This is a genomic window from Mesorhizobium sp. WSM4871 (assembly GCF_055811295.1).
This window is the reverse complement of record NZ_JBVVPU010000024.1, coordinates 1-26,731: the sequence shown is the minus strand read 5'-3', so window position 1 is coordinate 26,731 and position 26,731 is coordinate 1. Positions and strand designations below refer to the sequence as shown.

General features: G+C 59.0%; 27 protein-coding genes and 3 pseudogenes. 3 read left to right on the top strand and 27 right to left on the bottom strand.

Annotation, left to right across the window (positions count from 1 at the left end):
- Positions 1-296: 296 nt before the first annotated feature.
- The 3 genes from AC0L2H_RS30795 to AC0L2H_RS30785 form a co-directional block, all read right to left on the bottom strand.
- A complete protein-coding gene (locus AC0L2H_RS30795) occupies positions 297-1,289 on the bottom strand; it encodes an adenosine kinase (RefSeq protein ID WP_027047806.1) in 993 nt (330 codons plus the stop codon).
- A 100-nt stretch (positions 1,290-1,389) separates the two neighbouring features.
- Entirely contained in the window at positions 1,390-2,565 is a 1,176-nt protein-coding gene (metK, locus tag AC0L2H_RS30790) for a methionine adenosyltransferase (RefSeq protein ID WP_019863479.1), read from the bottom strand.
- Between the two features lie 57 nt (positions 2,566-2,622).
- A complete protein-coding gene (locus AC0L2H_RS30785) occupies positions 2,623-3,960 on the bottom strand; it encodes a serine hydroxymethyltransferase (RefSeq protein WP_019863478.1) in 1,338 nt (445 codons plus the stop codon).
- Positions 3,961-4,155: 195 nt separating this feature from the next.
- Here AC0L2H_RS30785 and AC0L2H_RS30780 point away from each other — a divergent pair, with 195 nt between their 5' ends.
- Positions 4,156-4,695, top strand: coding sequence for a hypothetical protein (locus AC0L2H_RS30780; RefSeq protein WP_019863476.1), 540 nt, complete (start codon positions 4,156-4,158; stop codon positions 4,693-4,695).
- 226 nt (positions 4,696-4,921) lie between these two features.
- Here the strand turns inward: AC0L2H_RS30780 and AC0L2H_RS30775 are convergent, their stop codons facing one another.
- The 4 genes from AC0L2H_RS30775 to AC0L2H_RS30760 form a co-directional block, all read right to left on the bottom strand.
- Entirely contained in the window at positions 4,922-5,131 is a 210-nt protein-coding gene (locus AC0L2H_RS30775; RefSeq protein ID WP_019863475.1) for a helix-turn-helix transcriptional regulator, read from the bottom strand.
- Between the two features lie 157 nt (positions 5,132-5,288).
- A complete protein-coding gene (locus AC0L2H_RS30770; RefSeq protein ID WP_019863474.1) occupies positions 5,289-5,486 on the bottom strand; it encodes a helix-turn-helix domain-containing protein in 198 nt (65 codons plus the stop codon).
- A gap of 64 nt (positions 5,487-5,550) precedes the next feature.
- Entirely contained in the window at positions 5,551-5,766 is a 216-nt protein-coding gene (locus tag AC0L2H_RS30765) for a helix-turn-helix domain-containing protein (RefSeq protein ID WP_019863473.1), read from the bottom strand.
- 302 nt (positions 5,767-6,068) lie between these two features.
- Entirely contained in the window at positions 6,069-6,278 is a 210-nt protein-coding gene (locus tag AC0L2H_RS30760) for a helix-turn-helix domain-containing protein (RefSeq protein WP_010913773.1), read from the bottom strand.
- A gap of 125 nt (positions 6,279-6,403) precedes the next feature.
- Between AC0L2H_RS30760 and AC0L2H_RS30755 the strand changes: the two genes are divergently transcribed.
- Positions 6,404-6,655: a DNA -binding domain-containing protein gene (locus AC0L2H_RS30755; RefSeq protein WP_019863472.1), complete on the top strand. Its 252-nt coding sequence runs from the start codon at positions 6,404-6,406 to the stop codon at positions 6,653-6,655.
- A gap of 30 nt (positions 6,656-6,685) precedes the next feature.
- On the opposite strand, the gene AC0L2H_RS30750 is transcribed toward AC0L2H_RS30755, so the two are convergent.
- From AC0L2H_RS30750 to AC0L2H_RS30665, 18 genes and pseudogenes are all read right to left on the bottom strand, one after another.
- Positions 6,686-7,171, bottom strand: a complete 486-nt coding sequence (locus AC0L2H_RS30750; RefSeq protein WP_245306407.1) for a DUF2285 domain-containing protein — start codon at positions 7,169-7,171, stop codon at positions 6,686-6,688.
- Entirely contained in the window at positions 7,146-7,481 is a 336-nt protein-coding gene (locus tag AC0L2H_RS30745; RefSeq protein WP_223217951.1) for a transcriptional regulator domain-containing protein, read from the bottom strand. The genes AC0L2H_RS30750 and AC0L2H_RS30745 overlap by 26 nt, the downstream gene beginning before the upstream one ends.
- 7 nt (positions 7,482-7,488) lie before the next feature.
- Positions 7,489-8,116 (bottom strand): annotated as a pseudogene (locus AC0L2H_RS30740) (acyl-homoserine-lactone synthase).
- Positions 8,117-8,215: 99 nt separating this feature from the next.
- Positions 8,216-8,941, bottom strand: coding sequence for a LuxR family transcriptional regulator (locus AC0L2H_RS30735; protein WP_019863470.1), 726 nt, complete (start codon positions 8,939-8,941; stop codon positions 8,216-8,218).
- A 667-nt stretch (positions 8,942-9,608) separates the two neighbouring features.
- Entirely contained in the window at positions 9,609-11,015 is a 1,407-nt protein-coding gene (locus tag AC0L2H_RS30730) for an aminotransferase (protein WP_019863469.1), read from the bottom strand.
- Positions 11,016-11,177: 162 nt separating this feature from the next.
- The gene (locus tag AC0L2H_RS30725; protein ID WP_019863468.1) at positions 11,178-11,675 is read right to left on the bottom strand and encodes an Lrp/AsnC family transcriptional regulator; all 498 of its coding nucleotides are present in this window, start codon (positions 11,673-11,675) and stop codon (positions 11,178-11,180) included.
- Positions 11,676-11,743: 68 nt separating this feature from the next.
- Positions 11,744-13,288 (bottom strand): fumarate hydratase, encoded by a 1,545-nt coding sequence (locus AC0L2H_RS30720; protein WP_019863467.1) that lies wholly within the window; start codon positions 13,286-13,288, stop codon positions 11,744-11,746.
- A 6-nt stretch (positions 13,289-13,294) separates the two neighbouring features.
- The gene (locus AC0L2H_RS30715; RefSeq protein ID WP_020629160.1) at positions 13,295-14,728 is read right to left on the bottom strand and encodes an NAD-dependent succinate-semialdehyde dehydrogenase; all 1,434 of its coding nucleotides are present in this window, start codon (positions 14,726-14,728) and stop codon (positions 13,295-13,297) included.
- 197 nt (positions 14,729-14,925) lie between these two features.
- Positions 14,926-15,852: a LysR family transcriptional regulator gene (locus AC0L2H_RS30710; protein WP_019863465.1), complete on the bottom strand. Its 927-nt coding sequence runs from the start codon at positions 15,850-15,852 to the stop codon at positions 14,926-14,928.
- Positions 15,853-16,027: 175 nt separating this feature from the next.
- The gene (locus AC0L2H_RS30705) at positions 16,028-16,942 is read right to left on the bottom strand and encodes an HpcH/HpaI aldolase/citrate lyase family protein (RefSeq protein ID WP_027047804.1); all 915 of its coding nucleotides are present in this window, start codon (positions 16,940-16,942) and stop codon (positions 16,028-16,030) included.
- Positions 16,943-17,083: 141 nt separating this feature from the next.
- Positions 17,084-18,235 (bottom strand): CaiB/BaiF CoA transferase family protein, encoded by a 1,152-nt coding sequence (locus tag AC0L2H_RS30700; protein WP_019863463.1) that lies wholly within the window; start codon positions 18,233-18,235, stop codon positions 17,084-17,086.
- 15 nt (positions 18,236-18,250) lie between these two features.
- The gene (locus tag AC0L2H_RS30695) at positions 18,251-19,504 is read right to left on the bottom strand and encodes a methylaspartate ammonia-lyase (protein ID WP_019863462.1); all 1,254 of its coding nucleotides are present in this window, start codon (positions 19,502-19,504) and stop codon (positions 18,251-18,253) included.
- A gap of 229 nt (positions 19,505-19,733) precedes the next feature.
- Positions 19,734-20,144: a M24 family metallopeptidase gene (locus tag AC0L2H_RS30690; protein WP_019863461.1), complete on the bottom strand. Its 411-nt coding sequence runs from the start codon at positions 20,142-20,144 to the stop codon at positions 19,734-19,736.
- Between the two features lie 19 nt (positions 20,145-20,163).
- Positions 20,164-20,271, bottom strand: a pseudogene (locus AC0L2H_RS30685) (transposase); the annotation flags it as partial.
- 88 nt (positions 20,272-20,359) lie between these two features.
- Entirely contained in the window at positions 20,360-20,740 is a 381-nt protein-coding gene (locus AC0L2H_RS30680; protein ID WP_155249168.1) for a transposase, read from the bottom strand.
- Positions 20,741-21,093: 353 nt separating this feature from the next.
- Positions 21,094-21,297 (bottom strand): leucine zipper domain-containing protein, encoded by a 204-nt coding sequence (locus tag AC0L2H_RS30675; protein WP_080643881.1) that lies wholly within the window; start codon positions 21,295-21,297, stop codon positions 21,094-21,096.
- A 299-nt stretch (positions 21,298-21,596) separates the two neighbouring features.
- Entirely contained in the window at positions 21,597-22,592 is a 996-nt protein-coding gene (locus AC0L2H_RS30670) for a succinylglutamate desuccinylase/aspartoacylase domain-containing protein (protein WP_019863459.1), read from the bottom strand.
- Positions 22,593-23,332: 740 nt separating this feature from the next.
- Positions 23,333-23,929: a M24 family metallopeptidase gene (locus tag AC0L2H_RS30665; RefSeq protein WP_167626459.1), complete on the bottom strand. Its 597-nt coding sequence runs from the start codon at positions 23,927-23,929 to the stop codon at positions 23,333-23,335.
- A gap of 198 nt (positions 23,930-24,127) precedes the next feature.
- On the opposite strand from AC0L2H_RS30665, the gene AC0L2H_RS30660 reads away from it, so the two are divergent.
- Entirely contained in the window at positions 24,128-25,204 is a 1,077-nt protein-coding gene (locus AC0L2H_RS30660; protein ID WP_223217796.1) for an IS5 family transposase, read from the top strand.
- Here the strand turns inward: AC0L2H_RS30660 and AC0L2H_RS30655 are convergent.
- Both AC0L2H_RS30655 and AC0L2H_RS30650 read right to left on the bottom strand, forming a co-directional pair.
- Positions 25,153-25,638 carry a hypothetical protein gene (locus AC0L2H_RS30655; protein ID WP_348626602.1) on the bottom strand — a complete coding sequence of 162 codons (486 nt, stop codon included), beginning with the start codon at positions 25,636-25,638 and terminating at the stop codon, positions 25,153-25,155. The two genes, AC0L2H_RS30660 and AC0L2H_RS30655, sit on opposite strands and share 52 nt — an antisense overlap.
- Before the next feature lie 198 nt (positions 25,639-25,836).
- A pseudogene (locus AC0L2H_RS30650) lies at positions 25,837-26,437 on the bottom strand (M14 family metallopeptidase); the annotation flags it as partial.
- Positions 26,438-26,731 lie beyond the last annotated feature (294 nt).

The window sequence follows — 26,731 nt, the reverse complement described above, 5'->3', positions numbered from 1 at the left end:
GTCGGCCGCTTCACCCGCTCTATCGCATCACGATCCCGGCCGACCTGTTGCCACACGAGGTCGATGATGGCGGTGAGCAATATATGCCGCAGGCCGAGCAGCTGATCCGAACGCGTTCCCTATATCGCAGGGCAAAAGGGTCGCGCTGAAGGGCGGCACCGCCGTCAACCGTTCGATTCGTGACATGCCCCGGGCTGCCGCCTCACGCGGATGCGCATCCGACATTTCGATTTACACGCACTTTCCCCCACAGCCTGCAGGAGAGGAGACCGGCAGCTCGTCGTTGGATCGTCAGGCTAGATCAACCCCGCCAGCTCGGCCTCGCGGCGCAGGTTCTGGCGCGGGCGCGGGCCGATCTGCTGGATCACCAGGCCGGCGGCCAGTGAGCCAAGGTCGCCACAGGTCTTGAGGTCGCGGCCTTGCGTGTAGCCATGCAGGAAACCGGCGGCATAGAGGTCGCCGGCGCCTGTCGTGTCGACCAGTTCCTTGATCGCGGTCGCCTGGATGACCACGGTCTCGTCGCCGCGCACGATGACCGAGCCTTTTTCCGAGCGGGTGACGGCGGCGATCCGGCAATCCTCGCGGATCTGCGCCAGCGCCTCGTCGAAGGACGATGTCTGGTAGAGCGACTTGATCTCGTGGCTGTTGGCAAAGACGATATCGACGGTGCCCGAGCGCATCAGCTCGAGGAACTCGTCGCGGTAGCGGTCGACGCAGAACGAATCCGAGAGTGTCATGGACACCTCGCGGCCTGCTGCATGCGCCAGCTTCGCCGTCTGCCGGATCGCCTCCTTGGCGCGCGGCGGATCCCACAGATAGCCCTCGAAATAGGTGACCTTGGCGCCAGAAGCCTTGTCGGCCTCGACATCCTCCGGTCCGAGCTCGACGCAGGCGCCGAGATAGGTGTTCATCGAGCGCTCGCCGTCGGGGGTGACGAAGATCATCGAGCGCGCCGTCGGCGGCAGGCCCGCCAGCGGCTTTGTGTCGAAGGCGACGCCCTGCGCATGGATGTCATGGGCGTAGATTTCGCCGAGCGCATCGTTCGAAACCTTGCCGAAGAAGGCGGCGCGGCCGCCGAAGCTGGCGACGCCGGCCGCCGTGTTGCCGGCGCTGCCGCCGGACGCTTCGATCGCCGGGCCCATGCGGCTGTAGAGCAATTCGGCGCGCCGGGTGTCGATGAGGTTCATCGCGCCCTTGATGATGCCGTTGGTCTCGAGGAATTCCTCGTCGCACTGGGCTATGATGTCGACAATGGCATTGCCGATGCAAAGCACGTCATAATCCGGCATCAATGTCTCCGCCAACTACCCACCGGCTTTCTGCTATGCCGGCCAGGCGCGGGTCTAGCGAGTTGAAATGGGTTGCCGCATGCGCTTGATCCAGCGGCCCTCACGCAGCTGCCGGTCCTGCTTCACGCAGCAAGTCGTCGGCTCTGTCCGTCTTCTCCCAGGTGAACTCAGGCTCTTCACGGCCGAAGTGTCCGTATGTCGCGGTCTTGCGGTATATCGGGCGTAAGAGATCAAGCATCTTGATGATGCCTTTCGGTCGGAGATCGAAAAGCTCGAGAATAAGGCGCTCGATCCTTTTTTCCTCAATCCTTGCGCTTCCGAATGTGTTGACCATGACAGAAACCGGACTGGCCACGCCGATCGCGTAGGCAAGTTGAACCTCGCAGACCTCCGCAAGCCCGCTGGCAACGATATTCTTCGCGACATACCGGGCGGCGTAGGCCGCCGAGCGGTCAACCTTAGATGGGTCCTTCCCCGAAAAGGCGCCGCCGCCGTGACGCCCCATTCCACCGTAGGTATCGACGATGATCTTGCGTCCAGTGAGGCCGCAGTCGCCGGCAGGCCCACCGACCACGAACCGCCCTGTTGGGTTGACCAGAAATCTGATCCCCGAAGTATCCAGGTGGGGCGGCAGGACCGGTTTTATGATCTCCTCAATGACGCCTTCGCGGACTGTATCTTGGGAGACCGCCTCGTCATGCTGCGTTGACAGGACTATGGTATCCAGCGCCACCGGGCGGAGACCCTCGTAGCGTACGGATACTTGAGATTTCACATCCGGACGCAGCCAGCCAAGCTGTCCCGTTCTCCGGATCTCTGCCTGTCTTTTCGTCAGATTGTGAGCGAGTTGGATCGGCAAGGGCATCAATGTATCCGTCTCGTTGCATGCGAATCCAAACATGAGGCCCTGATCCCCCGCCCCCTGCTCGATATCCTGCCCTCGTCCTTCGTCAACGCCCTGGCTTATGTCGGGCGACTGCTCGGTGAGAGCGAGAACGACGGCGCAACGTCGACCATCAAAGCCGATGGCATCGTCGTCGTAGCCAATATCGAGTATCGTATCGCGGGCAACTTGGCTGTAATCGATCTCAGCGTGGCTGGTGATCTCGCCAGCCAGAACGACCATCCCTGTTTTCACCAACGTTTCACAGGCGACGCGCGCCTTCGGATCGGTGCGGAGGACCGCATCGAGGATGGCATCGGAGATGTTATCGGCCATCTTGTCGGGGTGTCCCGCGCCGACTGATTCGGAAGAGAACACGAACTGCCTGGTCATGGAATGCCCTCGCTTCAAGTGTCGGAGTCAGGTGGGGAGTTTCTGGATTGGGGTGGCTTACCGGTCGGGGATGCCGGGGACGTCGAACGCAGTGCAGAAGTCGGCAACTTCTCTTCGTACGCTCGCATGAACTTCCTGGTCGTCGGGCTGGCGGCAGACCGAGTCGATGAAGGCGGCGATCTGCACCATTTCCCCCTCACGCATGCCCATGGACGTCACTGCCGGCGACCCTAGCCGGACCCCGCTTGTAACCGCTGGATCGCGCGGGTCGCCCGGCACCATGTTGAAGTTCGTAATGATGCCTGCCTTGGCCAGGCGCTCGGCATAGGCTTTGCCTGATAGCGGCCGGTCCCGCAGATCAAGGATCAGCATGTGATTGTCAGTCCCGCCGGTGACCAGGTCATAACCACGGTCCAGAAGCGCCTCGGCCAGAGCCTTGGCATTTTTGACGATCTGCTGACCGTAGCTGCGGAAAGATGGGTTCGCGGCCTCCTGCAAAGCGACAGCTAGCGCGGCGATGGTATTCACATGGGGCCCGCCTTGCAGTTGAGGAAACACCGCGCGATCAATCCGTCTGGCGAGATTGTGTTTGCTCGTGGGATGATAGAGCGCCTGATAGCGATCTTCATTCTTCGACAAAATAAAGCCTCCACGGGGGCCGCGGATCGACTTGTGAGACGTGCTGGTGACGACGTCGCAATGGGCCATGGGATTCGGATGCGCGCCAGCGACAATCAGGCCGCTGATGTGCGCAATGTCGGCCACGAGATAGGAGTTAGCCTCCGCAGCGATTTCTGCCATTGCCGCGTAGTCAAAGACACGCGGGTAGGCAGTTCCGCCGACCCAAATCAGTTTCGGCCGTTCCCGCCTGGCCGTCTCGCGCACGCGGTCATAGTCAATTTGCTGCGTCTTTTCGTGCAGCCCATAGGGCACGCGTTGATAATCAGTGCCGGAAAAGTTGACGGACCAACCATGAGTCAGATGGCCGCCTTCGGGTAAAGGCAAGCCCATCACTTTGTCTCCCGGACTCAACAGTGCTCGATGGATGGCCTGGTTGGCTGGCGAGCCCGAATAAGGCTGGACGTTGGCGTGCTCACTGCCAAAGAGCGCTTTCAGTCGCTCGATCGCGAGGGTCTCAAGCTCATCGACGATCTCGTTTCCCGCGTAGTAGCGCGCACCCGGGTACCCTTCGGCATACTTGTTCGTGAATATAGAGCCGGTCGCTTCCAGTACGGCCGAAGAGGCAAAGTTCTCGGATGGGATGAGTTTGAGCGTTGTCCGCTCCTGCCGCTCCTGTCTTAGAAGCAGTTCGTGAACGCGGCAATCGACGTGGATCAAGGAAGACCGTCCGTATGTGCCGGGCTCTGCGATGGCTGCGTCAGCGGAGTTGTCCATGGTAGTCGCGCTCCATTGGCTTAATCTATTCCACGATCAAGCAGCAGTCCCCTTCGACCACGCGTCTTGTGCCGCCTCGAGCCGCTCCAGGTCGCGCTTATGATACCCATCGTCGTGGGGCAGGAGATCGACCAGGAATTGAACCAACCCTCCGTCCTTGCCTCCTGCATTGAGATGATATGAGCACCAAGGACCTTGTCGATTGCGGCAAAGAATGTCAGCCCTGGCCAGCATCTGGACGTGTCGCGCAACGCGCTCCCGACGAAGATCGAGAATCTCCGCCAGTTCGCGGACAGTGAGGTCGGCATGTGCGCAAAGGCCCAGGATCCGAAGGCGATCAGGATGCGCTGCTGTCATCAGGCGATCGACAAGTATCTTCATTGGTCGGCACGACGCCAAATAGAAGAACCGAACCCTTGTCCTGCTGACTTTGTCATTTCGCGCTCTTCGCAAATGCTGTTCGGCGGCGGAACACAAAACGACACCAGATTTCTGCAGCCACTGAACTCGAAAGTTGTGGTGAGCGTACCATTGATAGCGATTTGCGGTCGCAAAGTTTCCGTGAATTTCCTTGAAGGATCTGTTGCAACGCCCAAACGAGAACGCAATGAGATTGGCGAGGTGCTGGGAGAAGCCAAGCTGGCGAACTGCTTGGGCAAGAGGGAGGCGATCGGCGCCACCTCCCCAGGCGACAGTGCTAAGCTGCTTCGTGCATCTGACCCGCCATTTGCTTGATTTCGTGTCACGGAAGGTCGCGAAGCCGTCGTGCCGACGCTCAGCCCATCTGCCCGGGCGCGGACGCCAGGCCGGCATGCAGGGTCTGGAGGACTTCGAGGCCGGCGACTGGGCCGGCGATACCCGGCGATCACTCAAAGCTGGCGGCGCGACTGGCACCACGTCGTGCCTCTTCGCCTATCCGAGTGTGCGCAGCATCATCTGCGGTCGCAATGTCCGCGGCCAGTCAGTCAGGTCGCACCAGATCGATATGACTGACACGGAGGGCTTGTGCCAGTTCATAAAGCGTGACGATGGTGGGGTTCCTTTTACCCTTCTCCAGCCCGCTGATGTACTGCTGGCTGAAGCCGGAGATCTCGGCAAGCTGCTCCTGCGTCAAGCCGGCCTTCTCCCTGATCCTGCGTGCATTTCGTCCGACCAACTTGCGCATATCCATGCGCGGATGGTCAGCGGATCACGGGCCTTGAGTTTATCAACTATAATATGTAATCCACATTTGTCATCGATGTGCCCAAACCATCTGCCGCGAGGGGCAGGAAATCCAGGGATGCGATTTTGATGACGTTGGCCGCTCCAGCCAAGCACAGCACGAGCTATCGGTCACGCAGGCGGCGCACATGTGCGAGAACCTCGCAAGGGTCGATTTCGAGCGCCTCCGCTACGTCGAGGAACTCAATGACGTCTATGCGACGTTCACCGCTCTCATACTTGGCCACGAAAGACTGCGGGCGGCGAAGCGCTTCGGCAACCTTGGCCTGGCTCAAGCCCTTGTTCTTGCGCGCCGCTATCATCTATTCCAGCAGCCTGCGTTGGCGGGGCGATCGAAGAGATGCCGGCGTCAGACTGTGCTTAAGTCTATTCAGATCGCGGATCGAGCAGCGTTGCCGGCTCAACCTCCAGCACCATAGCGAGCTTCTCGACCATGTCGATGCTAGCAGCATATACACTGCGCTCAAGAGCGCTGATGTAGGTTCGATCAACACCAGCTTCATGTGCCAGCGCCTCCTGCGACAGCTTCTTTTTCTCGCGAAGCCTACGCAGATTGCGGGCAAAGACCTCTCGGATTCCCATACGCGAGAGGCCACCCTCTTGTTGAGGATTTCACCACGGAGTATACTCTACAAACTTAAGGAGCAACTCGCACGAGCATCGACTTTGCCCGAACTACCTGCTGTTAGGGATCGCGACTTCGCGGATGCAATCTGACGATGATTATCGCTCAAGGTCAGCGCTGTAGGTCACCAAAGCTGCGCCAGGGGGCGAAGCCGAATGGTCTAGGCCCATGTCGAAGAAAGCGGGCTCAGTTCACCGGCGGCCGGCTGCGCGCCATCAAAATCGATTGCGGCAATCCGGGATGGGCCGGATCGCCTTTGTTACTGCGGCCTAATCAACTCACAAGGATCAACGTCAAGCGCTTTTGCGAGCTGGCCAAGCACACTGACGCTTGCGGAAACCCGAGCACGCTCGATCGAGCCCACATAGCGCATGCTCAGCTCTGCGCGAGCAGCCAATTCTTCCTGCGTCAGGTCCTGATCATGGCGCAAACGACGCATGTTGATCGCCATGACCTCTTTGAGGTCCATGGCAAGAAGGGACCAGAACCGGAACTATCGTTCTAGGAACGATCGTTCCTATTCGATATGATTAGCCTAACGAGAGATGTCTTGCCCTATCCGATGACGACAAACCCGAACCCCAGGAGGTCGCGATGAAACCCAAAGTTCAAGACGAAGTCCCATGGTCGGACCGCCTGACCGCCTACGACAACGAGCACTTCACTCTCTATATGAGGCTCCTGGACGCGTCCGCCGACGATGCCAGCGAGGATGAGATGGCGCAGATCGTCCTCGGCATCGATCCGGTGCGAGAACCTGAGCGCGCTCGAATGGCGGTTCGCAGCCATCTCGGTCGGGCAAACTGGATGGTTACGACTGGATACAAAGAACTGTTCGCGCGCTGAGCGGCTCCAGGTGAGCTATTGCAATCACCTTCAGGCGAGGAAATCCTGATAGCCGCGATCCATGAGCATGTGACCGCGCCGGACGGCACGGCGAATGCGATCGCGAAGGTGGTTGCGCGGATCCGTCCAGTCGGCCTGGACGCGTTGTCGGCCCAACAGGGCCAGTGCGATTTGGCGGTGCGATGCCCCGCCCAGCGAGCCGTCAAGCGCCTGGAGGACAAAGCGCAGACGGCTGGCGCGCGCTTCGGGCGGAAACAGCTTGTCGGGAAGTTGCCCGGTCGCGTGAAGAGCATTGAGGCATTCGAGCGCATTCAGGTGATGTTTCATCCGACCGGCGGGCCAGATCGCGTCGACGGAAAGGCGAACGGGGCGCAAAACGTCCGCGCCCTCCACAGCCAGTTGTAAATCCCGGTGAGCATTTCGCAGCATGACATGCTGGGAACCGTCCGCCGTGATCACGAGTGCCGCCCGACATGGCAATGCAGCGAGATCAAACGAAAGCGTTTCGGCCGACAATGCCTTTTCCGCGATGAGCGGCAGAACATGCGGGCATTGGCGGAAGCACCAGAAAACAGCCGCATCGCGCCTCAACGAGCCTGCGAAAAAGGAGCCCCCACTGCGTGAGATCGAGCGACGATCTCACCACTTCCACCTCGAACCACCTTTCTGCAAATTCTGCCTGCTCAAGCGAGAGCCTGCAGTCACGCTGGAAGGCCGGATTGCGCCGTAGGAATTCCCAGGCCCAGCCGCGTCGCGTCAGGTGCCGCGTATAGCGATAGGATTTCTCATCCTGCCAGTCCGGCCAGTCGGCGTCATTACCTATCATAACCATGTCAGGCGCCCGTGCAGAGCACCGGGGCCCACAGTATGGGACCGCCAAGACTGCCATTGTGGCGGACCGCACCAAGGCTCTCCTCTGAGACATCCAAACAGCCGGCAACGGCGCGCGTGGTGCCGATTGTCTGGGGCGGACATATCCGGGCCAGCGGCCATCCGGCGCGACGCAGGATTCGCTCCATGCGCAAATCTGTAACCGGTATGGGTAAGCCGCCGCGACAAACCGAACTCGATCATGCCAGCGAGGAGTTGATAGGTGGCAACAGCAATACTCCCACTGCCCTTCGGTCCAGACGGTGGAAGATCAAGGGCGAAACGGCTGCTTTCCCAGACACTCGGTTCCTCGGGTGCCGTTCTCTCCTCCAACAGCCTCGAAAGGACATCTCGCAACATCGTCGGGCCTGTCGAGGGCAGAAGGCGTACGCCGCTCCCGACGCGACCGGCGGAATCGCGCAACACAAGATAGTGCGGTTTCAGAGAATCGAATGAATCGATATCGAAGCCGCGGGTCGTGCTCACGTTCCAATCGAGGCGCTCCTTAAAGACGCGGTAGCGCAAGCGGTGCATTTCGTGAGGTTCGTCGGCAAAGGCGCTGTAAGAGCCGGGCACAATAAGCTCAATCATGATGGTCCCTCGCAGGTATGACCCTGCCATTGGAGGCGAACCTTCATGCCGCGACTGCCTGTGCATTTGCACAGGTAGATCAAAGAGGGATTCTGTTCCTCAGAGAATTGATGGTCGTGAGGAGGCCAGCAGCGTCACCGCCTGATTTTTGGTACGAACGCCGAGCTTCTTCTTGGCATTGTCCAGATGGAAAGCGGCTGTGCGCTCCTTGATCCCCAAGATGCAGCCGATCTCCCAGGCGGACTTGCCCTTTGCCGTCCATTGCAGGCATTCGTACTCACGGGGTGTCAGCGAAACACCATCCACCGCCAGACCACCTGAAAGCTTGCGGCGAACAGAGATGTGAAAGCAGGTCGCCATAATCTCGAGCGCCTGTTCATATTGCTCGGCGGTGCGCAGGAAGGTCGGATCGAGTCTGTCTGCCGCGAAGGTCATCGCAGCGACACCGCCGCGGCGGTCGACAAGTGGAATCGTCAGTCCGCAGCAGATGCCGAATTCGGCAGCCTCATCGAAAAGCTGTTGCTGTCGCGTTGAAATGCCGGCATGGCCGAATCCCGGTCCCCACTGAAAGGGACATTCGCTGCATCTTGCCCATTCTATGACCGGGTCGATCCTTTCATATTGGTGGCGCAAGTAGTGCGACGTCCAGCCGGAATGATAGTTCGATATCAGTCTGGGTTTGGTGACGCGATCAGACACCAGAGACAGATAGGCGAATGCGGGAATGTCGAAGGCGCCGGCGGCGCTGGCCAGTGCGTTATGGAAGTCGACTTCATCAACGCCCAAAGACAACTGTTCCAGCAAAGTTTCGAAGACGAGCTGCATTTTCCCTGCGGCTGTTTTAATTAAACCTGGGACTTTCTGGCTTCTTCGCAGCTACGGCGAGAAGACTCCCCCCTGGAGAAAATTCACCGCGGTGACTACTCCCCGGACCTTCGATCATATGAAAGGAGGTGCATGCGACCTCGACGCCGGCTGCCGTCAGCCGCGGGTCCGAAGCTGCGATTGTGGGTGGTTTCCCTGGTGTCGTAGAAATATCGAAGCCCGATGTGCCATCCGGATATGCAGATGACCTCCTTCTCGAACTATCGATTGCGGACGCGCTACAATCACCCAGATCCAATGGGGCACCGAGATCCAGCGGGTCAAAAAAGGCGCCCTGCCGGCGGGGAGGTACACCGGCAGGGCGCGCCGCACAAACACCCTGATCGTTGGGCAACAGGACAGCGGCGGCAGAACTGATTTGGCTATCGCTTGCGATCGAAGTTATCCGAAGCATGCTTAGAATCTGACGGCTTCAAGTTTAGCAGTTTCGGTCGGCTCGGCGCGAAATGCGCTGTCAACCCCTCGTCACCAATGGGACACCAATGGGCGACCAGTCCTAACGCCAGCCTGACGTCAAGCGTTTGGTCCGTGGGAAAGTTCCTCCCAGGGACCACTTTACCCGGGACGGCGTCGAACCCGGGGCTCGCTTCCGTCGGCACTCGCATGTTCATATCGCACCTTCGGCCTTCAGCGCACGATAGGTCGTCTCGACTGATTTCGCGGTTGCGTCGACGATTATGTCGATCTCCTTACGGGTGATGATCAAAGGCGGGGCAAAGCCGAGGATATCGCCGTGTGGCATGGCACGGCCGATGACACCATTTTCGAACAGAGCAGCGGCGGCGCGAACGCCGACCTGAAGATCGGATTCAAACGGTATTCTCTGCTTTGGATCTCGCATCAGCTCTACGGCGGCGAGGATTCCGACACCACGAACCTCTCCGACGATGGGGTGTCCCGCCAGTTCGGCATTCATGCGGGCATGCCAATACGGTCCGACATCGCGGACATGCTCCAGGATATTTCTTTCCTTTAGGAGTCGAATATTGGCGAGCGCGGCCGCAGCGCAAAGCGTGTGACCTGAATATGTCCAGCCGTGGCCGAGAGCGCCGTGCTTCTCTGTTCCTTGTTCCAAGACCGACCAGACCCGGTCGCCAATGATTGACCCGGAGATGGGCAGGTAGGCGGAACTCAAACCCTTGGCGATGGTCACGAAGTCCGGCCGCATGCCATAGAGGTGGGAACCGAATTGCTCACCGGTTCGTCCAAACCCGCAGACCACTTCGTCGGCGATCAGCAGGATATCGTACTTGTCGAGCACGCTTTGGATCGCGGTCCAGTATCCTTTTGGGGGCGGAACGATACCGCCTGTCCCAAGCACCGGCTCTCCGATAAAAGCTGCAACGGTCTCCGGGCCTTCAGCGAGGACAAGGGCTTCAAGTTCATCCGCGCAGCGTTTCGAGAACGCCTCCTCACTTTCGCCGTCATGCGCCTGGCGATAGTGATGCGGTGTCGTGGTATGGCGAACCAAATCCAGAGGCAGGTCGAAGAAATTATGGAAGAAGGCAAGGCCTGTCAGGCTCCCGGTGACCAGCCCAGACCCGTGATAGCCGCGATGTCGCGAGATGATCTTCTTCTTTTCAGGGCGGCCTAGAATGTTGTTGTAGTACCAGACCAGCTTGATATTGGTTTCGTTGGCGTCGGAGCCGGAAAGGCCGAAAAACACCCTTCGCATGTTCTGACCAAAATACTCGACGACGGCCTCTGCCAAGAGGGCGACTGGCTCTGTTCCTTGACTTGCATAGACATGAGCGAACGGCAATTCGTGTGCTTGCCTGGCAATGGCCTCGGCAATTTCCGTGCAGCCATACCCCATGTTGACGCAGTAGAGCCCACCGAAACCGTCGAGGCTCTTTCGGCCTTCGGTATCCCAGATGTACACGCCTTCCGCACCGGCCATGATCCGATTTGGGGTCTCGCCTCGACTGTGCTTGGCCAGATGCGTAGACGGATGAAAGACGAAGCTTCGATCCTTCTCTCTGAGTTGCTCGGTTCCCAGATTACTCAGCCGCATAGTCCCTCTCCTCGCGATGGATTGACGGAGGGCACTTGGCCGGCCGCCTCCTTAGCAATTAGCATACCGCAAACGCCTCTCCAGTTTCGCGGGAATCCACGTCCTTCGCCGACGAATTCGCGGAATCGGGATCAAAAGCCGTGGAAACCAAAGCCTCGGCTTTTACCGTCGCCTTAGTGCGGACAAGGGGATTGGAGAATTGGATTTGACTGGTTTGGTCACGACAAGACTGTAATATTGATCGATCCCCAAGCCCGCCTGCAGCAGCCCCTCCATGAAATCCTGATACGCAGCCATAGAAGGAGATGCGACGCGCATCAGATAATCGATCCGCCCGCCGACAGCCCAGCAATCCAGGATTTCCGGAAATTCTCCGATCGCAGTCTCGAAGTGTCTTTGGTCCTCGAGGCGATGACGTTCCAGCACGACCTCCACCATGACAAAGACCATGCCGCTGATGAGGACCGGACTCAGCCGCGCGTAGAACCCCTCAATAATCCCTGCGACCTCGAGTGCACGGAGCCGCTCCGAGCAGGCCGACGCCGAAAGATGAACGCGTTTTGCAAGCTCGCTTTTTGAGATCCGGCCGTCTGACTGAATCTCTGAGAGAATCCGGAAGTCCCAAGCGTCTAGGCGCGCAGGATTGGGCTTCGACTTCATGACCTTGTGCTCTTACGCCGTTGTCGACAATGAAATTGACGCCAACCGACCGAGCTTGGTCGGAAGGCTTAAACGCCGATGTTGCGTGCGATGCTGTCGGCCGCCATGCGCTTGCGCCACTCAAGAGGCCCGGAATTGTGAATGGAGTTTCCCTCAACATCGACAGCCATGATGACAGGCATATCCTGCACTTCGAATTCATAGACTGCTTCCATGCCCAGGTCTTCGAAGGCAATGACCCGCGCTGACTTGATTGATTTTGATATCAGGTAGGCAGCCCCACCCACTGCGATGAGATACGGCGTTTTGTGTCTTACAATCGACTCGATGGCCGCCCGTCCTCTCTCCGCTTTGCCCACCATCGCGAAAAGCCCGGTTTCGGCGAGCACCTTGTCCGTAAAATCGTCCAAGCGGCTGGAGGTTGTTGGGCCAGCCGGTCCGACGACCTCATCTCTCACGGCGCGGACGGGTCCAACGTAGTAGATAACGCGTCCCTGCAGATCGAACGGAAGCCGCTTGCCGGCGTCGATCAACTCGACGATCCGCTTGTGGGCGGCGTCACGGCCTGTCAGCATCTTTCCGGACAGAAGAAGCGTTTCGCCACAGCGCCACGATGCCGTCTCTTCCTTGGTCAGCGCGTCGAGATTGACCCTTCGGACGCCGGCTGGACTCAATTCGTCGGTTCCAATATCGGGCCATTCGCGCAAATCGGGCGGCTCCAGCCTGATGGGTCCAGAGCCGTCCAAGGTAAACTTCAGGTGCCGGTTGGCGGCGCATTGTGGAATGAGCGCCACGGGCTTGGACGCCGCATGGGTAGGATAGGTCGCAACCTTGACGTCGACGACTGTCGTCAGGCCACCAAGGCCCTGGGCGCCGATACCTAGCGCGTTAATCCGTTCATAAAGCTCGACCCGTAGTGCCTCCTCCGCACTTGATGGCCCCCTGGCGATCAGTTCCGCCATATCGATGGGCTGGTTCATGGCCTCCTTGGCCAGCAGCATCGCCTTTTCAGCGCTACCACCGATGCCAACGGAGATCAGTCCGGGCGGACACCACCCACTGCCGAGGGTCGAAACGGTATCGACCACCCAGTCCGAAACGGACCCGCTGGGGTTAAGGGTGGTAAAGCGTGCCTTGTTCTCCGATCCGCCACCTTTTGCGGCAATGGTGATCTCAATCTGGTTGCCTTGCACAAGGTCGACGTGGACGACCGCCGGCGTGTTGTCACGAGTGTTGACCCGCCCCGCGAGCGGATCGGCTACGATCGATGCCCGAAGCGGATTGTCAGGGTCGAGATAGGCCTGACGGACGCCGTCATTCACAAGGTCTGCGAAACTGACCGTTGATTTGATGCGGGCGTCCATGCCGACTTTTGCGAAGACCACCACAAGGCCGGTGTCCTGGCAGATCGGCCGCCGCCCGAAGGCCGCCATCCGGGAATTCAGTAGAATCTGCCCGATGGCATTCTTCGCCGCCGGGCTCTGTTCGCGCGCGTATGCTTGCGAAAGAGACCGAATATAATCTGGAGGATGGTAGTACGAGATGTACTGAAGGGCGTCGGCCACGCTCCTTGTGATTTCCTTGCCGGCTATGGTCCGCGTTCTATTTCCCACCGGATTTCATCCAAATGAACCGAGTCCGTTGACCATTTTCAGGATTTGGAAGCTTCGCACCCCCTGCTCGCCGCCCTCATATCCATAGCCGCTTTGCTTGACGCCCCCATAAGGCGCGTCCGCGGAAACCCCTTTAAGGTAATTCACACTGACAGCGCCTGCTGAAAGACTGTTGGTCAGCCTTCTTTGCGTATCGACAGCGCCCGTGAAGAAGTAAGCGGCCAAGCCATACTCAGTGGCGTTGGCTTCCTCGATCGCCTCCTCGAGCGTGTCGAACGGCGCCACCGTGAGAATCGGCCCGAACGGCTCTTCATGAAGCACTCTCGCTTCCTTCGGTACGCCCGTCAGGATGGTTGGCGGCCAGTAAAAACCTGGTCGGTCGAGGCGGGTTCCACCTGTCTCGATGCGGGCGCCACGATCGACCGCATCCTTGGTCAGGCGCTGCATGGCCTCGATTCGCCGCGCGTTTGCCATCGGCCCCATCTCCGTTGCAGGGTCGTCCGGTAGGCCTATCCTGATCTTCCGGGCGGCTTCCGTCATCCGGGACAGGAATTCCTCGTAGAGTGTCCGCGCGACGAGTATCCTGCTGGGCGCGTTGCAGCTCTGGCCCGCGCACTCGAACTTGTATTCCGAAATAACCGGTATGGTCTTTGCCAGGTCGGCATCCTCACACACAATAACCGGGGAGTGCCCACCGAGTTCAAGGATGCAGCGCTGCAAATTGTTCGCTGCGAGCGTGGCCAGCTGTTTTCCAACTGCGGTTGAACCCGTGAAAGTCAAGACCTTCACGATTGGCGAACTGAGCAGATGCCGCGATATATGAACCGGAACACCGAAGACCAGATTGACCACGCCGTCGGGGATGCCTGCCTGGCGCAACGATTCAACGATATGGACCGCCACGCTCGGGGTCTCTTCAGCCCCTTTGAGGATCACCGGGCAGCCTGCCGCCAGCGCGGGGGCGAGTTTGCGGGCGATGAGAACGGCCGGATAGTTCCATGGCGTGAAGGCAGCAACGACACCGAGCGGCTCGGGGACGATCATCCGGTTCGGGCCCATCGGAATAGGGGCCGACAACTCTTCGGCGTGCGTGCCGTTCCACTCCAGTGTTTCGACGGCGCGTGCGTACTCACCTGTCGCTTCGGCAATCGTTTTTCCCTGTTCGGCCGACAGCTCCCTGGCTGCTGCTTCAATCTTCGTTGCCAAGATTCTTGCGGCTGCTACCAGGATTTCGGCACGTTCTTTTGCAGGCCGTGAAGACCAAGCCTTGCGGCTGCGTTCTGCCGAAGCGAGGGTCTCATCCAGATCCGACACCGTCGCCGAGGCCACCGAGGCAAATACCTTCTCCGTTGCCGGATTGATCACCGGCAATGTGGCTCTGCGACCACCGGCCCGCCATTTGCCGTTGATGAAGAGCTCGTGGCTCCTGGCGTCTGACATCGCGTGCTCCACTTATGTGAATTTTTGCCATACGAGCGCCATTCGACACCGAACCGCTGAACTCGCTTGAGCCAGTTTCATCGCGACGGTCGCGGCGGGTCAAATATCGTTTAGTGCCGAAATCCATCTGGAATCCAGATCGACCTGATGTTGATGGCGGCAAGCGGTCATGCCCAGCTTTGTAGCTTGAACGGTTGTCAGGTCGGATCAGCAGCCACCGCTGCCCAGCCGCGGCTCTCAATTAATTCTCTGGCCACCTTGGGGATGAGCTTACGTACTGCGGAAACGGCTGCAGAACGCTCATCTTTCGGATTCACAGCAAGCACGACGGAGCGGGTAATCACCGGATCGACGATCTTGACGGTCCGCACCAGCCCTTGAGAGGCTTCTTTCTGAACCGCGGATGGGGCGAGAATAGAATGGGCCTTTCCCTCTATGACCATGTTGATGATCGTTGAGAGCGAGTCCACTTCAAACTTGACGTCCAGCGCGCAACCGTGTTGTGCGACGACGTCAGCCACTGAACGTCTGACGTTATTGTTGCGCATGGGCACCGCCAGCGGGAATGCATGCAGGTCAGCCAGAGATATTGCATCTTCGAAGGGTGGCTCACCGGACGGGACCACCAGACAAAGGTTTTCGCGCGCTAGCACCTTCATTCGCCCCACACTGTCCGCGGTGCGGTAGAGAACCGCCAGGTTGAAGCGTCCAGCAGCCATCCACTCCTCTAGCGGTCCAGTCATACCCTCGACCATCTTGAGGGACACCTTGGGCAGTTCGTTTCTCACCGTCTCAAGCAGCGGGCCGCTCAGGACGCGAGCTGCTCCAGATGGAATGCCAATAGTTACCTCCCCGGCAGGGGAAGAAGCTGTGTTGGTCAATTCCACCTCGGTAAGTCGAATTTCCCTGAGAATAGCCCGCGCTCGCTCGAGCAGTTTGGCTCCTGACGCCGTCACGCTCACGCCGGTCCTGTCGCGTATCAGCAGCTGAGTGCCGAAGCCTTCCTCCAACCGGCGGACATGCAGGCTCAGAGCGCTCTGAGCAATATTGAGGAACGCAGCGGCCTTCGTGAAGCTGCCTGCTTCGACTACGCCGACGAAGTATTTTAACTGCCTAATTTCCATAACTTGAAGAGCCCAACTGAGGCCACTTTCCCCAACTTCCCCCTATCTATCTCGAAACGCGATGGCGCGAAAGCAATAATTGTGCCGCGCTGCAGCAAGCGCCGGGGCATTCCACGGCCGAGGCAAGTGGAGCACCTTGGTGTCGTGTCGTCCCAGTCTGGTCTAAATCAGCCGCTCAAACGCCCAACTCGGCTTTCGGACCCATGGCGATGATTTCACGGGTCCTCCTGACAACCGGGGCATCGACCATCTTTCCGTCCAAGGCAAAAGCACCTCTACCCTCTGCCGCAGCATCCCTTTCGGCCGCGAGCACGCGCCGGGCCCACTCGAACTCCTCTGCGCTAGGCGAAAAGGCTTCATTCAGGATGGCAACTTGTGTCGGATGAATCGCCAACGCTCCGACGAAACCGAGCCGCCTTGCCTGTATGACGACATCGCGGAACTTCTGCGTGTCCGAGAACTCCCCGATACTTCCAACGAATCCCAGAGGCAGCAGACCTCTCGCGCGGGCGGCGAACAAGACCGAAAGGTTCGGTCCTAGAAGGAGCTCCGGACTTGGTGTCCCGCCAACGGCCGCGCTGAAATCTTCCGGGCCAAGCGCCATCGCGGCCATCCGTGGATGGGCCGAAGCTATTGCTGCGAGTCTCGTCAATGCCCCCGGAGTTTCGATCTGGGCAACGAACCGAACGCTTCCCGCGTCAAGATTCCTTTCGTGCTCAAGTTCCGTCACGGCATCAGCGACTTCCATCACCCACTCGGCCGACTCCACCTTGGGAAGGACAAGCGCATTGACGCCTGCGACGATCGCTGCTTCAAGGTCGGCAGCCAGCGCGCGCAGGCCACGGTTCACGCGGACCAAAACCGACGCGCCGTTACGACCCACTTTTGTCACGGATTCTGGGAGCTGCCGCCGTGCCTGGCCCTTCTGATCCTGGGGAACAGAGTCCTCCAGATCGAGTATGACGGCATCTGCATCGCGGTCATGAGCCCTCTCCACGAACCGGGAGACGTGGGCGGGGACAAAGAGCAGGGACCTCCATCGAGGAATGGAGCTCGCGCTGTGGACGACTGGAACGGTGTCCCTGCTCACGAGGACGCTCCTTCTGTCCATTTGCGCGGGTGCTTTGGCAGTGAAATGACCTTCCTTAGGGGCCAATTGGACCGGCCAGGCCAACAGTAACGATGGTTTCGTACATTGCGAGCGCGTCAGCGCAAAGGGACGACGGTGTCTTCACGCGGACGCAGCCCTTAGGCGTAAGCGCGCTCGGACCTCCTCGCGGACAGCCTTCGTATGTGCGCCAAGTGCCGGGACAGGGCGCAACGAGGGTCTCTCGGAGTTGAAAATCGCCGCAGGCGCTATAGCCTCGACAATCCCTTCAGGTGTGCGGACCTGCACTCTGCGAACATGCGGATGCTGTGAAACAGCCGAAATCTCATTCAAACGACCGTATGCCAGGCCAGTCGCCTCGAGCTCCTGCATTGCTTCCTCGCTGGATAGTTCGGAAAAGCGCCGTTCGATGATCTCATTGAGGCGAGCGCGGCTACCGAGCCGCTCCATATTATCGGCAAACCCGGGCTCGCGCGTGAGCTCGGGCTGCTTGAGGAATTTGTCGCAGAAGTTCACCCATTCCCGGTCATTCTGAACGGAGAAGATGACGTCCTTGCCATCGGCGCAACGGTAGGCACCGTAGGGTGCCAGCGACGGATGGTTAACGCCGGCGCGCACCGTCTCGTAGCTGCTATGGTCATGCTGCAGAACCGGTACGTTCATCCAGTCGGCCACAGCATCAAATAGCGAGACTTGTATGCGGGCGCCCTCACCTGTCCGCTCCCGATGAAACAGCGCCTGAAGAATGGCGCTATGGGCCGTCATGCCTGCCGAAATGTCGCAAACCGACACCCCTACCCGCGCCGGCCCGTGTTGCGTTCCCGTGATCGCACACAAACCTGTCTCGGCTTGTACGATAAGATCGTAAGCCTTCAGGTGGGAAAACGGCCCCCCCTCCCCGAAACCGGAGATGTCGCATGTGGTCAGCCGTGGAAATCGTCGGCGGAGATCCGCGGAACCGAATCCCAGTTTTTCGATGCTGCCCGGCTTGAGATTTTGGATGAAGACGTCAGCAGCGGCGATGAGCGTTTCCAGGACGTCACGGTCCGCCTCCGATCTCAGATCCAGACAAACCGACTCCTTACCTCGATTAAGCCAGACGAAGTAGGCGCTTTGCCCCTGCACCAACTTGTCGTAGTTTCGGGCAAAGTCCCCTTCGGGCCTTTCGACCTTGACTACTCGGGCGCCAGCGTCCGCAAGGCGAGACGATGCATAAGGCGCGGCCACGGCCTGCTCCACGGCAACGACGGTGATCCCCTCAAGGCAGTTCTGCATCGCGGCACCGCGCTTTCATCCAACGTTCTCGTTTTGAGCCCGACGACGGTCCAGCATCGTCAGCAATCGGTTTTGTTCATTCCCAACGATTGAGAATGCCTCGTCGACACCCATTCCTGGCTTTGCAAGCATCATGTCGGCCTGGGTTGCCACTGATACGTGGACAGAAGCCTGGGCGGAGAGATCTGTCTCGGTACAGCTTCCTCCGACGTACGCTCCGACCTTGTTGGCCTTGCAAAGGAGAACAGCACGCGCTGTGTTGGCAATTGAGCCGACATCGGGGGTCTTGATTTGAACGAGATGCGCAGCCTTCGCTTCCGCGAAGAGTCGGATATCCTCGAGCGTATTGCATCTCTCATCCACGACAATGCGAGCGCTGGAACCACGGTCAGCCAGAATCGATACAATTCGAGCGTAGTTATCAATTTGCGCCTTTGTGGAGCCAAAATCGGCCGGGCACTCGATGTTGAGCGTAAAACCCGGAACGGTATCGGCAACGCTGCAGATAAAGTCGGCGATTCGTTGCGGCTCCAGGCCGATTTCCAGGCCGATCCAGCCGTACACATCGAAATGCAGCACCGGATGATACCCCGGGCGGCCGATTTCGATCGTACGCGTTGCAACCCACTTTACGAACTCCACGAAAGTCTGGCCGTTGACACCGAATTTCTGCCGTGAGTTGATCAGTCCGTGGGGAAGCACATCCACGGCTTTCAGGATCATCTTGTCGACGTTGATTTCCCGAGCATCGCCGCTCTGGCAATAGATTCGGACCTTACGAGTTGGCAGCGGCAGGTTAAATTCACTGCATACGATCTCCGCCATCGTCGTACGGTGAAGATGGGCCGCTGCGCGAAGGAGCGCCTGGCTGACGCCATACTCAATCGCGAGAGGTAAGCGCTTGTGTTCGAAGGGCTCGAAAACCTTGGCGCAGGCATCAAGGTAACGAGACGCATCGACATCGAAAAGCCGGGGCACCACAACCCGCGACGTCAAATCCGCGATTTGAGCAGTCTCAAACAAAGGATCGCGTCCACCAGCACCTGAATACTGGACGCTCATCATATCGCCCCAGACAACACTGTTGTCGACCAGGACAAGCCCGATGCTGAGCGAAGCTGCCGGAACGCGAATTGACGCGAACCCGGGCGTTATCGGTTCGCCAGCATAAATGAAGCCGTGCTGCACCGCGCCGACCCTGATAGCAGCTTGGTCATCATAGAAAAACGCACCATTTCCTGGCGCGAGGAGGACGTCTTTGATCTGCACTTCACTTCGCTCGATTTTTCGGAAGGCGTTGACGGACTGATACAGTTCGATCCGCTGATCACCAAGTTATGCGCCATATGGCATTCAGGTCGCCAATATAATCTCCCGGACGGAGCCATCGCGTTTCCAGATGGCCAATGACTCAAGCCGCGCAACCGTTGCTCGCTGACAGAAATGGTTTCGATTCATCAACGGTCCCCTTTCAGAAGCCATGAAGCAATCTCTCCCCTCAGCGAAACCCTTGGCCGGACATCCCATTGTGCCAAAAATCAGCATTTATCAACAAGTCGCGGGACATATTGCTCAACGACGTCGCACCGTTCTCGGTCACGCGGACAGTCTCACTGAAGACGTAGCCGTCATCCTTCTCAAAAATGCCGATGAGGACGTGGAAGGTCATGTTGGGTTCAATCACGGTGTGATCGTCCTCCTGGAAGCTGATTCCGCTGTCGACCCAACCGTGGCCGATGGAGTAGCCGCTCCTGGATTCCTTACGCACCCCGTATGATTTAAAGGCGCGCTGGAACGCTTGCGAAACTTCAGAGCACGTAACTCCCGGCCGTATCGTTTCAGCCTCTGCGAGGAAACCGTCCAAAGCGGCTTGATGGAGGTGCCGAGCCCGAGCGGTTGGCTCACCCATTTGAGGAACAGCCGCCGAAATAGATGGGCAGGAAGAAGCGTGGCCGGCAACTGAGCCAACGCCCATCGGGAGAGAGAGCGCTGCCGGGGACGAGGCATTGGATGTGGGGGTTTAGCGCGAGCACCTGTTGCACCATCCGCGCCAACTGTTGATCCCGCGACGCATGTCGGTCGCGCCGCAGCACAGGTAAATCCGGTCGGTCGGCACCACCGTGATCACCTGGTCAACTCCGTCAGGACGATGCGCAGTGCTGTCGGATCGACGATCCCGTCGATCCGCAATCGCGTGCCGCTCGGAAAGACCACGACGATCTTGCCAGCCGGGTCCGGGCAATCGGCGACGGGGCGTTCGACACCGGGCAGATCGCTCACGTCGATCCGTGCGGAGGTCGCCATCGCCTGATCGGCGTCAAGCTCGCCGCCGGCCATCTGCTTGCGCCAGGCATAGAGCTGTGACGGAGCTACGCCGAACGCTTCCGCGACCTCGGTCACCGACGACCCCGCCGCGTTCGCCAAGTCGACCAACGCGCGCTTCTCGGTGCAACTCCACAGTTGCCGCGCGCCCGGGCACCGTTGCAAGATCTTCGGCCGCCGCACCGCCGCTTAACTCGGCGACCATATCGCCCCTTGCATGTTCCAATGTCATGGCCCGAAAACTCCATGTTCATCGGCCTATCGCAAGGTGCCTTCGCGCATCGCTTACCTTGTAGCTTTGCGGGATGGCCGTCCTCGCGGGCAAGGGCGAGCGAGGCGAAGATGCGCGGCACACGGTGGTACGCACCGAGAAATCCTCGCGGCATACCTTGTGGCCGAGCGCGCCGGCAAGCCAACTTTTGCCGACGCCGGCTGACGGTTGCCGGCGAAACGCCTGTCTCTGCAGCGATCTGCTTGCCTGTCCAGCGCTGGCGGCGCAGGCTTTCGATCTCTGCAACCACCGCCTCAGGCGTCGGTCAGCGCAGTGGAAGTGGCCGGGAAGAGCGGTCCTGCAAGCCCGACAATCCTTCGCGCAGATAGTGCTCAGCCCACTTTCGGACAGTCCGCGGGCAGACGTCCGCGGCTTCGGCAACGGCCTGCAGCGTCTGCCCGCTCTCGGCCTGCCTAATAATTCGCTCTCGACCACGCGGCGTCAGCCGGGCATTTTTATGAACGTCCATCTGGTCCTCCGAGAATCACTGAAGCTTCGCAACCTCAGCTTTCCCGGTCCGGACCGGATGGACAACCTACTGAAAGCACACAGGCGACGACCTCGGTGCAGCTATCGTCTCCTACTTCTGGCGTGGGCGACCGGCTCCCGATGCGGAGCAAGCACGCCGTCGTCGAAAGATTATTGCTGCCAACAGAAGACTCCGGCGCACGGAAAGGCCTTTCAACGACAGCTCTAACTGATCGAACAGGCGCACCGGAACCTAAACCACCCGCTGATGTAGTCAGCATTTCGCTGCGTATCCGATCCTCAAAGTTTCAGCGGCCGCGCAACGAGCGCTACCACCTTGTTGGCGTCGACATGCGCCCCCGATGCTACTGCCAAGACAATGGACGTTTCGGGCGCGCGGATATCAATGGACTCAGCGGATAGCGAATCTATCGAATGCAGGATACCTATGAGATCTCCCTTCTTCACTTCATCCAACACCGAGCAGCGAGGTTCGAAAATGCCCGGCGCAGGAGATTTCAACTCATCGGACGGGCGCGTCTCGAGAGTTTGGCCGAACTTCTGCTGACGGAACGTTGGATAGTCGGCTTTTCCCTCGACCAGCCCGAGCGCGATGAGCGCGTTGCGCACTCCAGCCTCGTAGATCGCGAGATTGTCCGCGCCGACCGTACCACCACCGAATTCGGTGCAAACAAATACCTTGCCCTGATTTTGAGCCGTGACATCAAACATTCCACCCGTGTCGTTGTGTTGCCAGACCAAGGTCAACGGCAATTTGAACGCTTCCGCCATTCCCACCGTCCTGACCATGAGATCGGGATCGGCAATGGGGTGCGTCGTGGCCGCTGGTGGAAAATCCCACGTTGGTCCGAAGCTGTGCAGATCAAACACGGTGTCGGCCGCTGGCAACAACACCCGCGAAACCGCATCCGCGATTCGTTCAGTCACCGACCCGTCGGCGCGGCCCGGAAAAACGCGATTTAGGTTCAACCCGTCGAGCGGAGTATTGCGGCTCCAGGCCTCCACGGCCAATGGATTGAGCACTGGTAGGACGATAACTCGTCCACAGGCTTGCACTTCTGGCAGCCACTTAATAAGCCGTCGCGCAACGATTGGCCCCTCCAATTCATTGCCGTGATTTCCGCCGGTGACAAGAAGACGCGGTCCCTCTCCTTTGTTGAGACTGAAGACCGGGAGCGAAAGCTCCCCATGGTCAGTACCTCCCGGGACAACAAGATGCCCCCTGCTCACGCCGGGCATGTCCAAATCAAACGTGAGATGCGGTGCTTCGTTCATTGTTCAGCCTTATTGTGAGTGCTCACGCAACCTTACCCGGTTACGTTCTTCGCTCTGCAATCATGAGCCAAGTTATCGCCAGTTTTCCAATATAAAGTCCTGGACCGAGCCATCGCGTTTTCAGATGGGCCGCCGGCACTCACCCTAACGGCCCCAAGTCGAACCCTGGGCATGCAGCAGACTCGCTCCTGCGGCGGAGTAAAAGCGGCCGCTTCGGACCACAACGCTTGTCGCTTCCACGCTGGGAGAGTTCGGGTGTTGATCCGGAAAATGCAACGAGTGTCGATCGAAACTTGAATTGAGACGAAACGCTGTACATTGCAGCCGGCTTGTCGCGGCGGCTTTGGATGAAGGGGGTACGCCCGACCTGATCCACGGCGCGCAATAGCGGAGTACATCCGGCAATATGCCAGCCGAATTTCTCGAACCATGGCCACACCGTCTCATGGCTAACGACGATGCCCCTGGCATGTCCTCCACCACGCACGGGCTGATCGGTAACTGAAAATATAGCCACACGGCGTGGGCAATCCCGATCCTGAGAAACAGTGGCTAAGCTAACGAGCGTCGCGCGCAACTCTGGTCAAGCCGTCACAACTTACGTCCTGTCGCTAGGTCCTTTAGCCGGACAGGTTCCGCCGCACAGCGATAGGCAATGCTTCGTCGCGACACGACCTGCAAAAATCATGCGCGATAGAGCGTATGCGGTATGCGGCTGAGCACTTCCCTACCAAGCTCGGTTACCAAGACGTGGGCGCCAGCGCCAAAGAGGTAGCCGTTTTCACTGCACAATATATTGGCATGTGCAAGGTAATGCCGGGCTGCAGGATATCCTCCGCGCCGGGCTCCAAGCTCAGGTCACCGCGTTCAGTCCAATTAATGCCAGTCTGGTATCCGGTTCTTTGGCGAACGACTCCCTTTCTCCCAGATCGCTCCAGCACCTCACAGCCAGCAGCGTCGACTGCCGCCGCGGAGACACCCGGCTTAACTGCGGCAACCAAGGCCTCAATGACTTCCTCGGCCAAGGTGTGCAAAGACTCAGCCTCAGGATGTCGACCAAGCACAGCGCACCGCACCATCCCTACAATGTAGCCGTGTTTTGACGTGCCGATTTCCAGAAAGGCCGGCTCGTTGTTATTAATTAGATACCGAGATGGCGGCCATGCGGCAACTTCGTCCGTTCTCCGAACAAAATGGTACCGCCAGAAACCCCAACCTCCCCGCCAGCGTTGCTGGCGTCTGCTCTGACGGCCGCTGCAATAGTCGCTGCCATCTCCAGTTCGGTAACACCTCGCCGTAGCGAGCTTTGGAAGGTTTCGCACTGCCAGGTCAGTCATGCGCATTGCGCCGCGCATGCACTCGAGTTCTAGCTCGCCCTTTACCGCCGCCACTGAAGACACCTGCCGAGTCGCATCGGCGATCTTAAGCCTGGAAGCTGCGCCTGAAGCGCATTGACATCTGGACACCTCGAAAAACCTAGCAATCGAGAACGCATTTTGATTCACTTCGCCTGGTGATTTGCACGGAGGCGTTGGATGCGAAGCCAGGCTGGGTTCTGGGACATTGACGAGCGCTATGTCCGGCTGAGCGAGGCCGGCGATCCACTGGAGAAGCTGAACGCGGTGGTGCCGTGGGAGGTTTTCCGGAAACCGCTGGCCAAGGCGCTGAAGCGCTCCGATGGCGCCAAAGGCGGCCGGCCGCCCTTTGATGCGGTGATGATGTTCAAGGTCCTGGTTCTGCAGGCGCTCTACAGTCTCTCGGACGATCAGGCCGAGTTCCAGCTCCAGGACCGGCTTTCCTTCATGCGCTTCCTCGGGTTGGGGCTCGGCGACAAGGTTCCCGACGCCAAGACGATCTGGTTGTTTAGGGAGCACCTCACGCAGGCCCGGGCGGTGGAGAACCTGTTCGCCCGTTTTGACAAGCACCTCACCAAGGCCGGTTATCTGGCGATGGGTGGCCAGATCGTGGATGCCACGATCGTGGCGGCGCCGAAGCAACGCAATTCCGATGCTGAAAAGGCCGACATCAAGGCAGGAAAGGTGCCGGACGAGTGGCAGAAGAAGCCAGCCAAGCTGCGCCAGAAGGACCGGGACGCGCGCTGGACCGTGAAGTTCTCGAAGGCCAAGGCCGATGAGGAGGGAAAGACGAAGCAGCGCGATATCGCCGTTCCTGCCTTCGGCTACAAGAACCATGCCTCGATTGATCGCCGGCACGGCTTCATCCGCGGCTGGAACGTCACCGGCGCCTCGGGGACGGGGCGCAGCTTCGCAACGTGCTGGACAAGAACAACACCGGCTCGACGGTGTGGGCCGACACCGCCTATCGCTCGAAGAAGAATGAGGCGTGGCTGGACAAGAACGGCTACGTCTCCGACATTCATCACAAGAAGCCGAAAGGTCCGGCCGATGAGTGAGGCGATGGCACGGGCCAATGGCCGGCGCTCAAAGATCCGCGCTTTCGTCGAGCACGTCTTCGCGCAGCAGAAATCCCGCATGGGCCTGTTTGTCCGCACGATCGGCATCGCCCGCGCCCGTACCAAGATCGGCATGGCCAACCTCGCCTACAATCTCACCCGCTTCGTTTGGCACCAGGGGCGAACTGCGTTCGCATGACGGCGAGAGCGGCGGAAAACGCCGCCGCGATGCCGAAATCGGCAACCAGCATCAGCCCCAACGACCGAAATCCAGCCACCGCCGCGCGTCAGATTGTTCGCAACCTCATTGCCGCACCACTCCCTCTGGAAATGCCGGTAGTTCGAGGTGTCCATCTGCCAACGCGAGGTTCCAACAGCCAAGATCAAAACCGACACTCTGCTTTGCAAACCATGCCATCGAAGGACATCTGCACACACTGTCCCAAAATCTTGCTGGTGCATATAAGTAACTATCTCATAAATACAACTATAAGAACGAATTGATTGCTCATCATACTGTCGTACAACATATGTTGGCGACCGACCGGGCGCCATGATCAAAGGAAACGGGGCGAAGTACCCACCACTGCCATCGTATCCGCTAAGATACGGGAGATGGCCAAGGGCAGTCACTACAAGAGCGTCTAACCCCGCGTTCGCTACTGCCGCCAGCACGTTACCCTGTCGGCGCTCGTAATCGGATCTCGGAAACGGGACACTCGTAAGGGGAATAGCTGAGGTAATCGTCGCCGTATCTCACCTCAATCATTTGCCGTGCAGTGGTTTGGTTACGCAGAGTACGCATCGGACCGATGCTAGGAGCTGTGGATTAACCCCGCAGACGATTGCCGCCGTAGGCGCGCGAATATCAATGGAACAATGGGATAATGTATCCATTGGATGCAGGATGCCTATAAGATCCCCCTGTTTCACTTCATCTAGTGTCGAGCGGCGAGGTTCAAAAATGCCTCGCGCGGGCGATTTCAGCTCGTCGGACGTGAGCGTTTCAAATGTCTGAGTGGACTGCTTTTGACGGAAGGCAGATATTGAGCTTTTCCTTCGACGAGTCCGAGAGCGATGAGTGCGTTCTGTACGCCCGCTTCGTAGATCGCGAGCCCTTCGGAGCCAACGATGCCACCGCCGAGTTCAGCGCAACCGAATATTTTGCCTTGGTTTTGAGTGGTGTTCCCAGATCAATGTCATTGGAAATTTGAACGCTTCTGCCATTTTGACCGTTTTAACCATCAAATCGGGATCGTCGATGGGGTGCGTCGTGCTCGACGGCAAAAAATCCCAGGTAGGTCCGATGCTGTGTAGATCAAACACGGTGTCGGCCATTGGCAACAGCAGGCCTGAAACCGCATCGGCAATGCGTTCTGTTACCGACCCCTTCGGCGCGGCCCGGAAACGCTCGATTAAGATTCAAGCCATCGCGTTGCATCGCCAATTATTGCCTCGAGCATTGGTCGACCACCATTGCCAGCCATGTCTGGACATACGGGCAGGCCGAAACGATGGACCGAACGATAGGGCGTGGTGATCAGGATGATTCGGTGACGCAGTGAGGGCCTACAAACGAAGTTACATCAAGCCCGCTTGCTTTGCTCAAATGTAAGCAGAACGCCCTTTTCCTGCGTAGGAGAGGAACCTTTCGCGCAAGGCAGCGCAATTGCTTGGCTAGTGTTGCCAAGTGAAGGCCGCATTCTCGCCGCTACAATATGGGAGG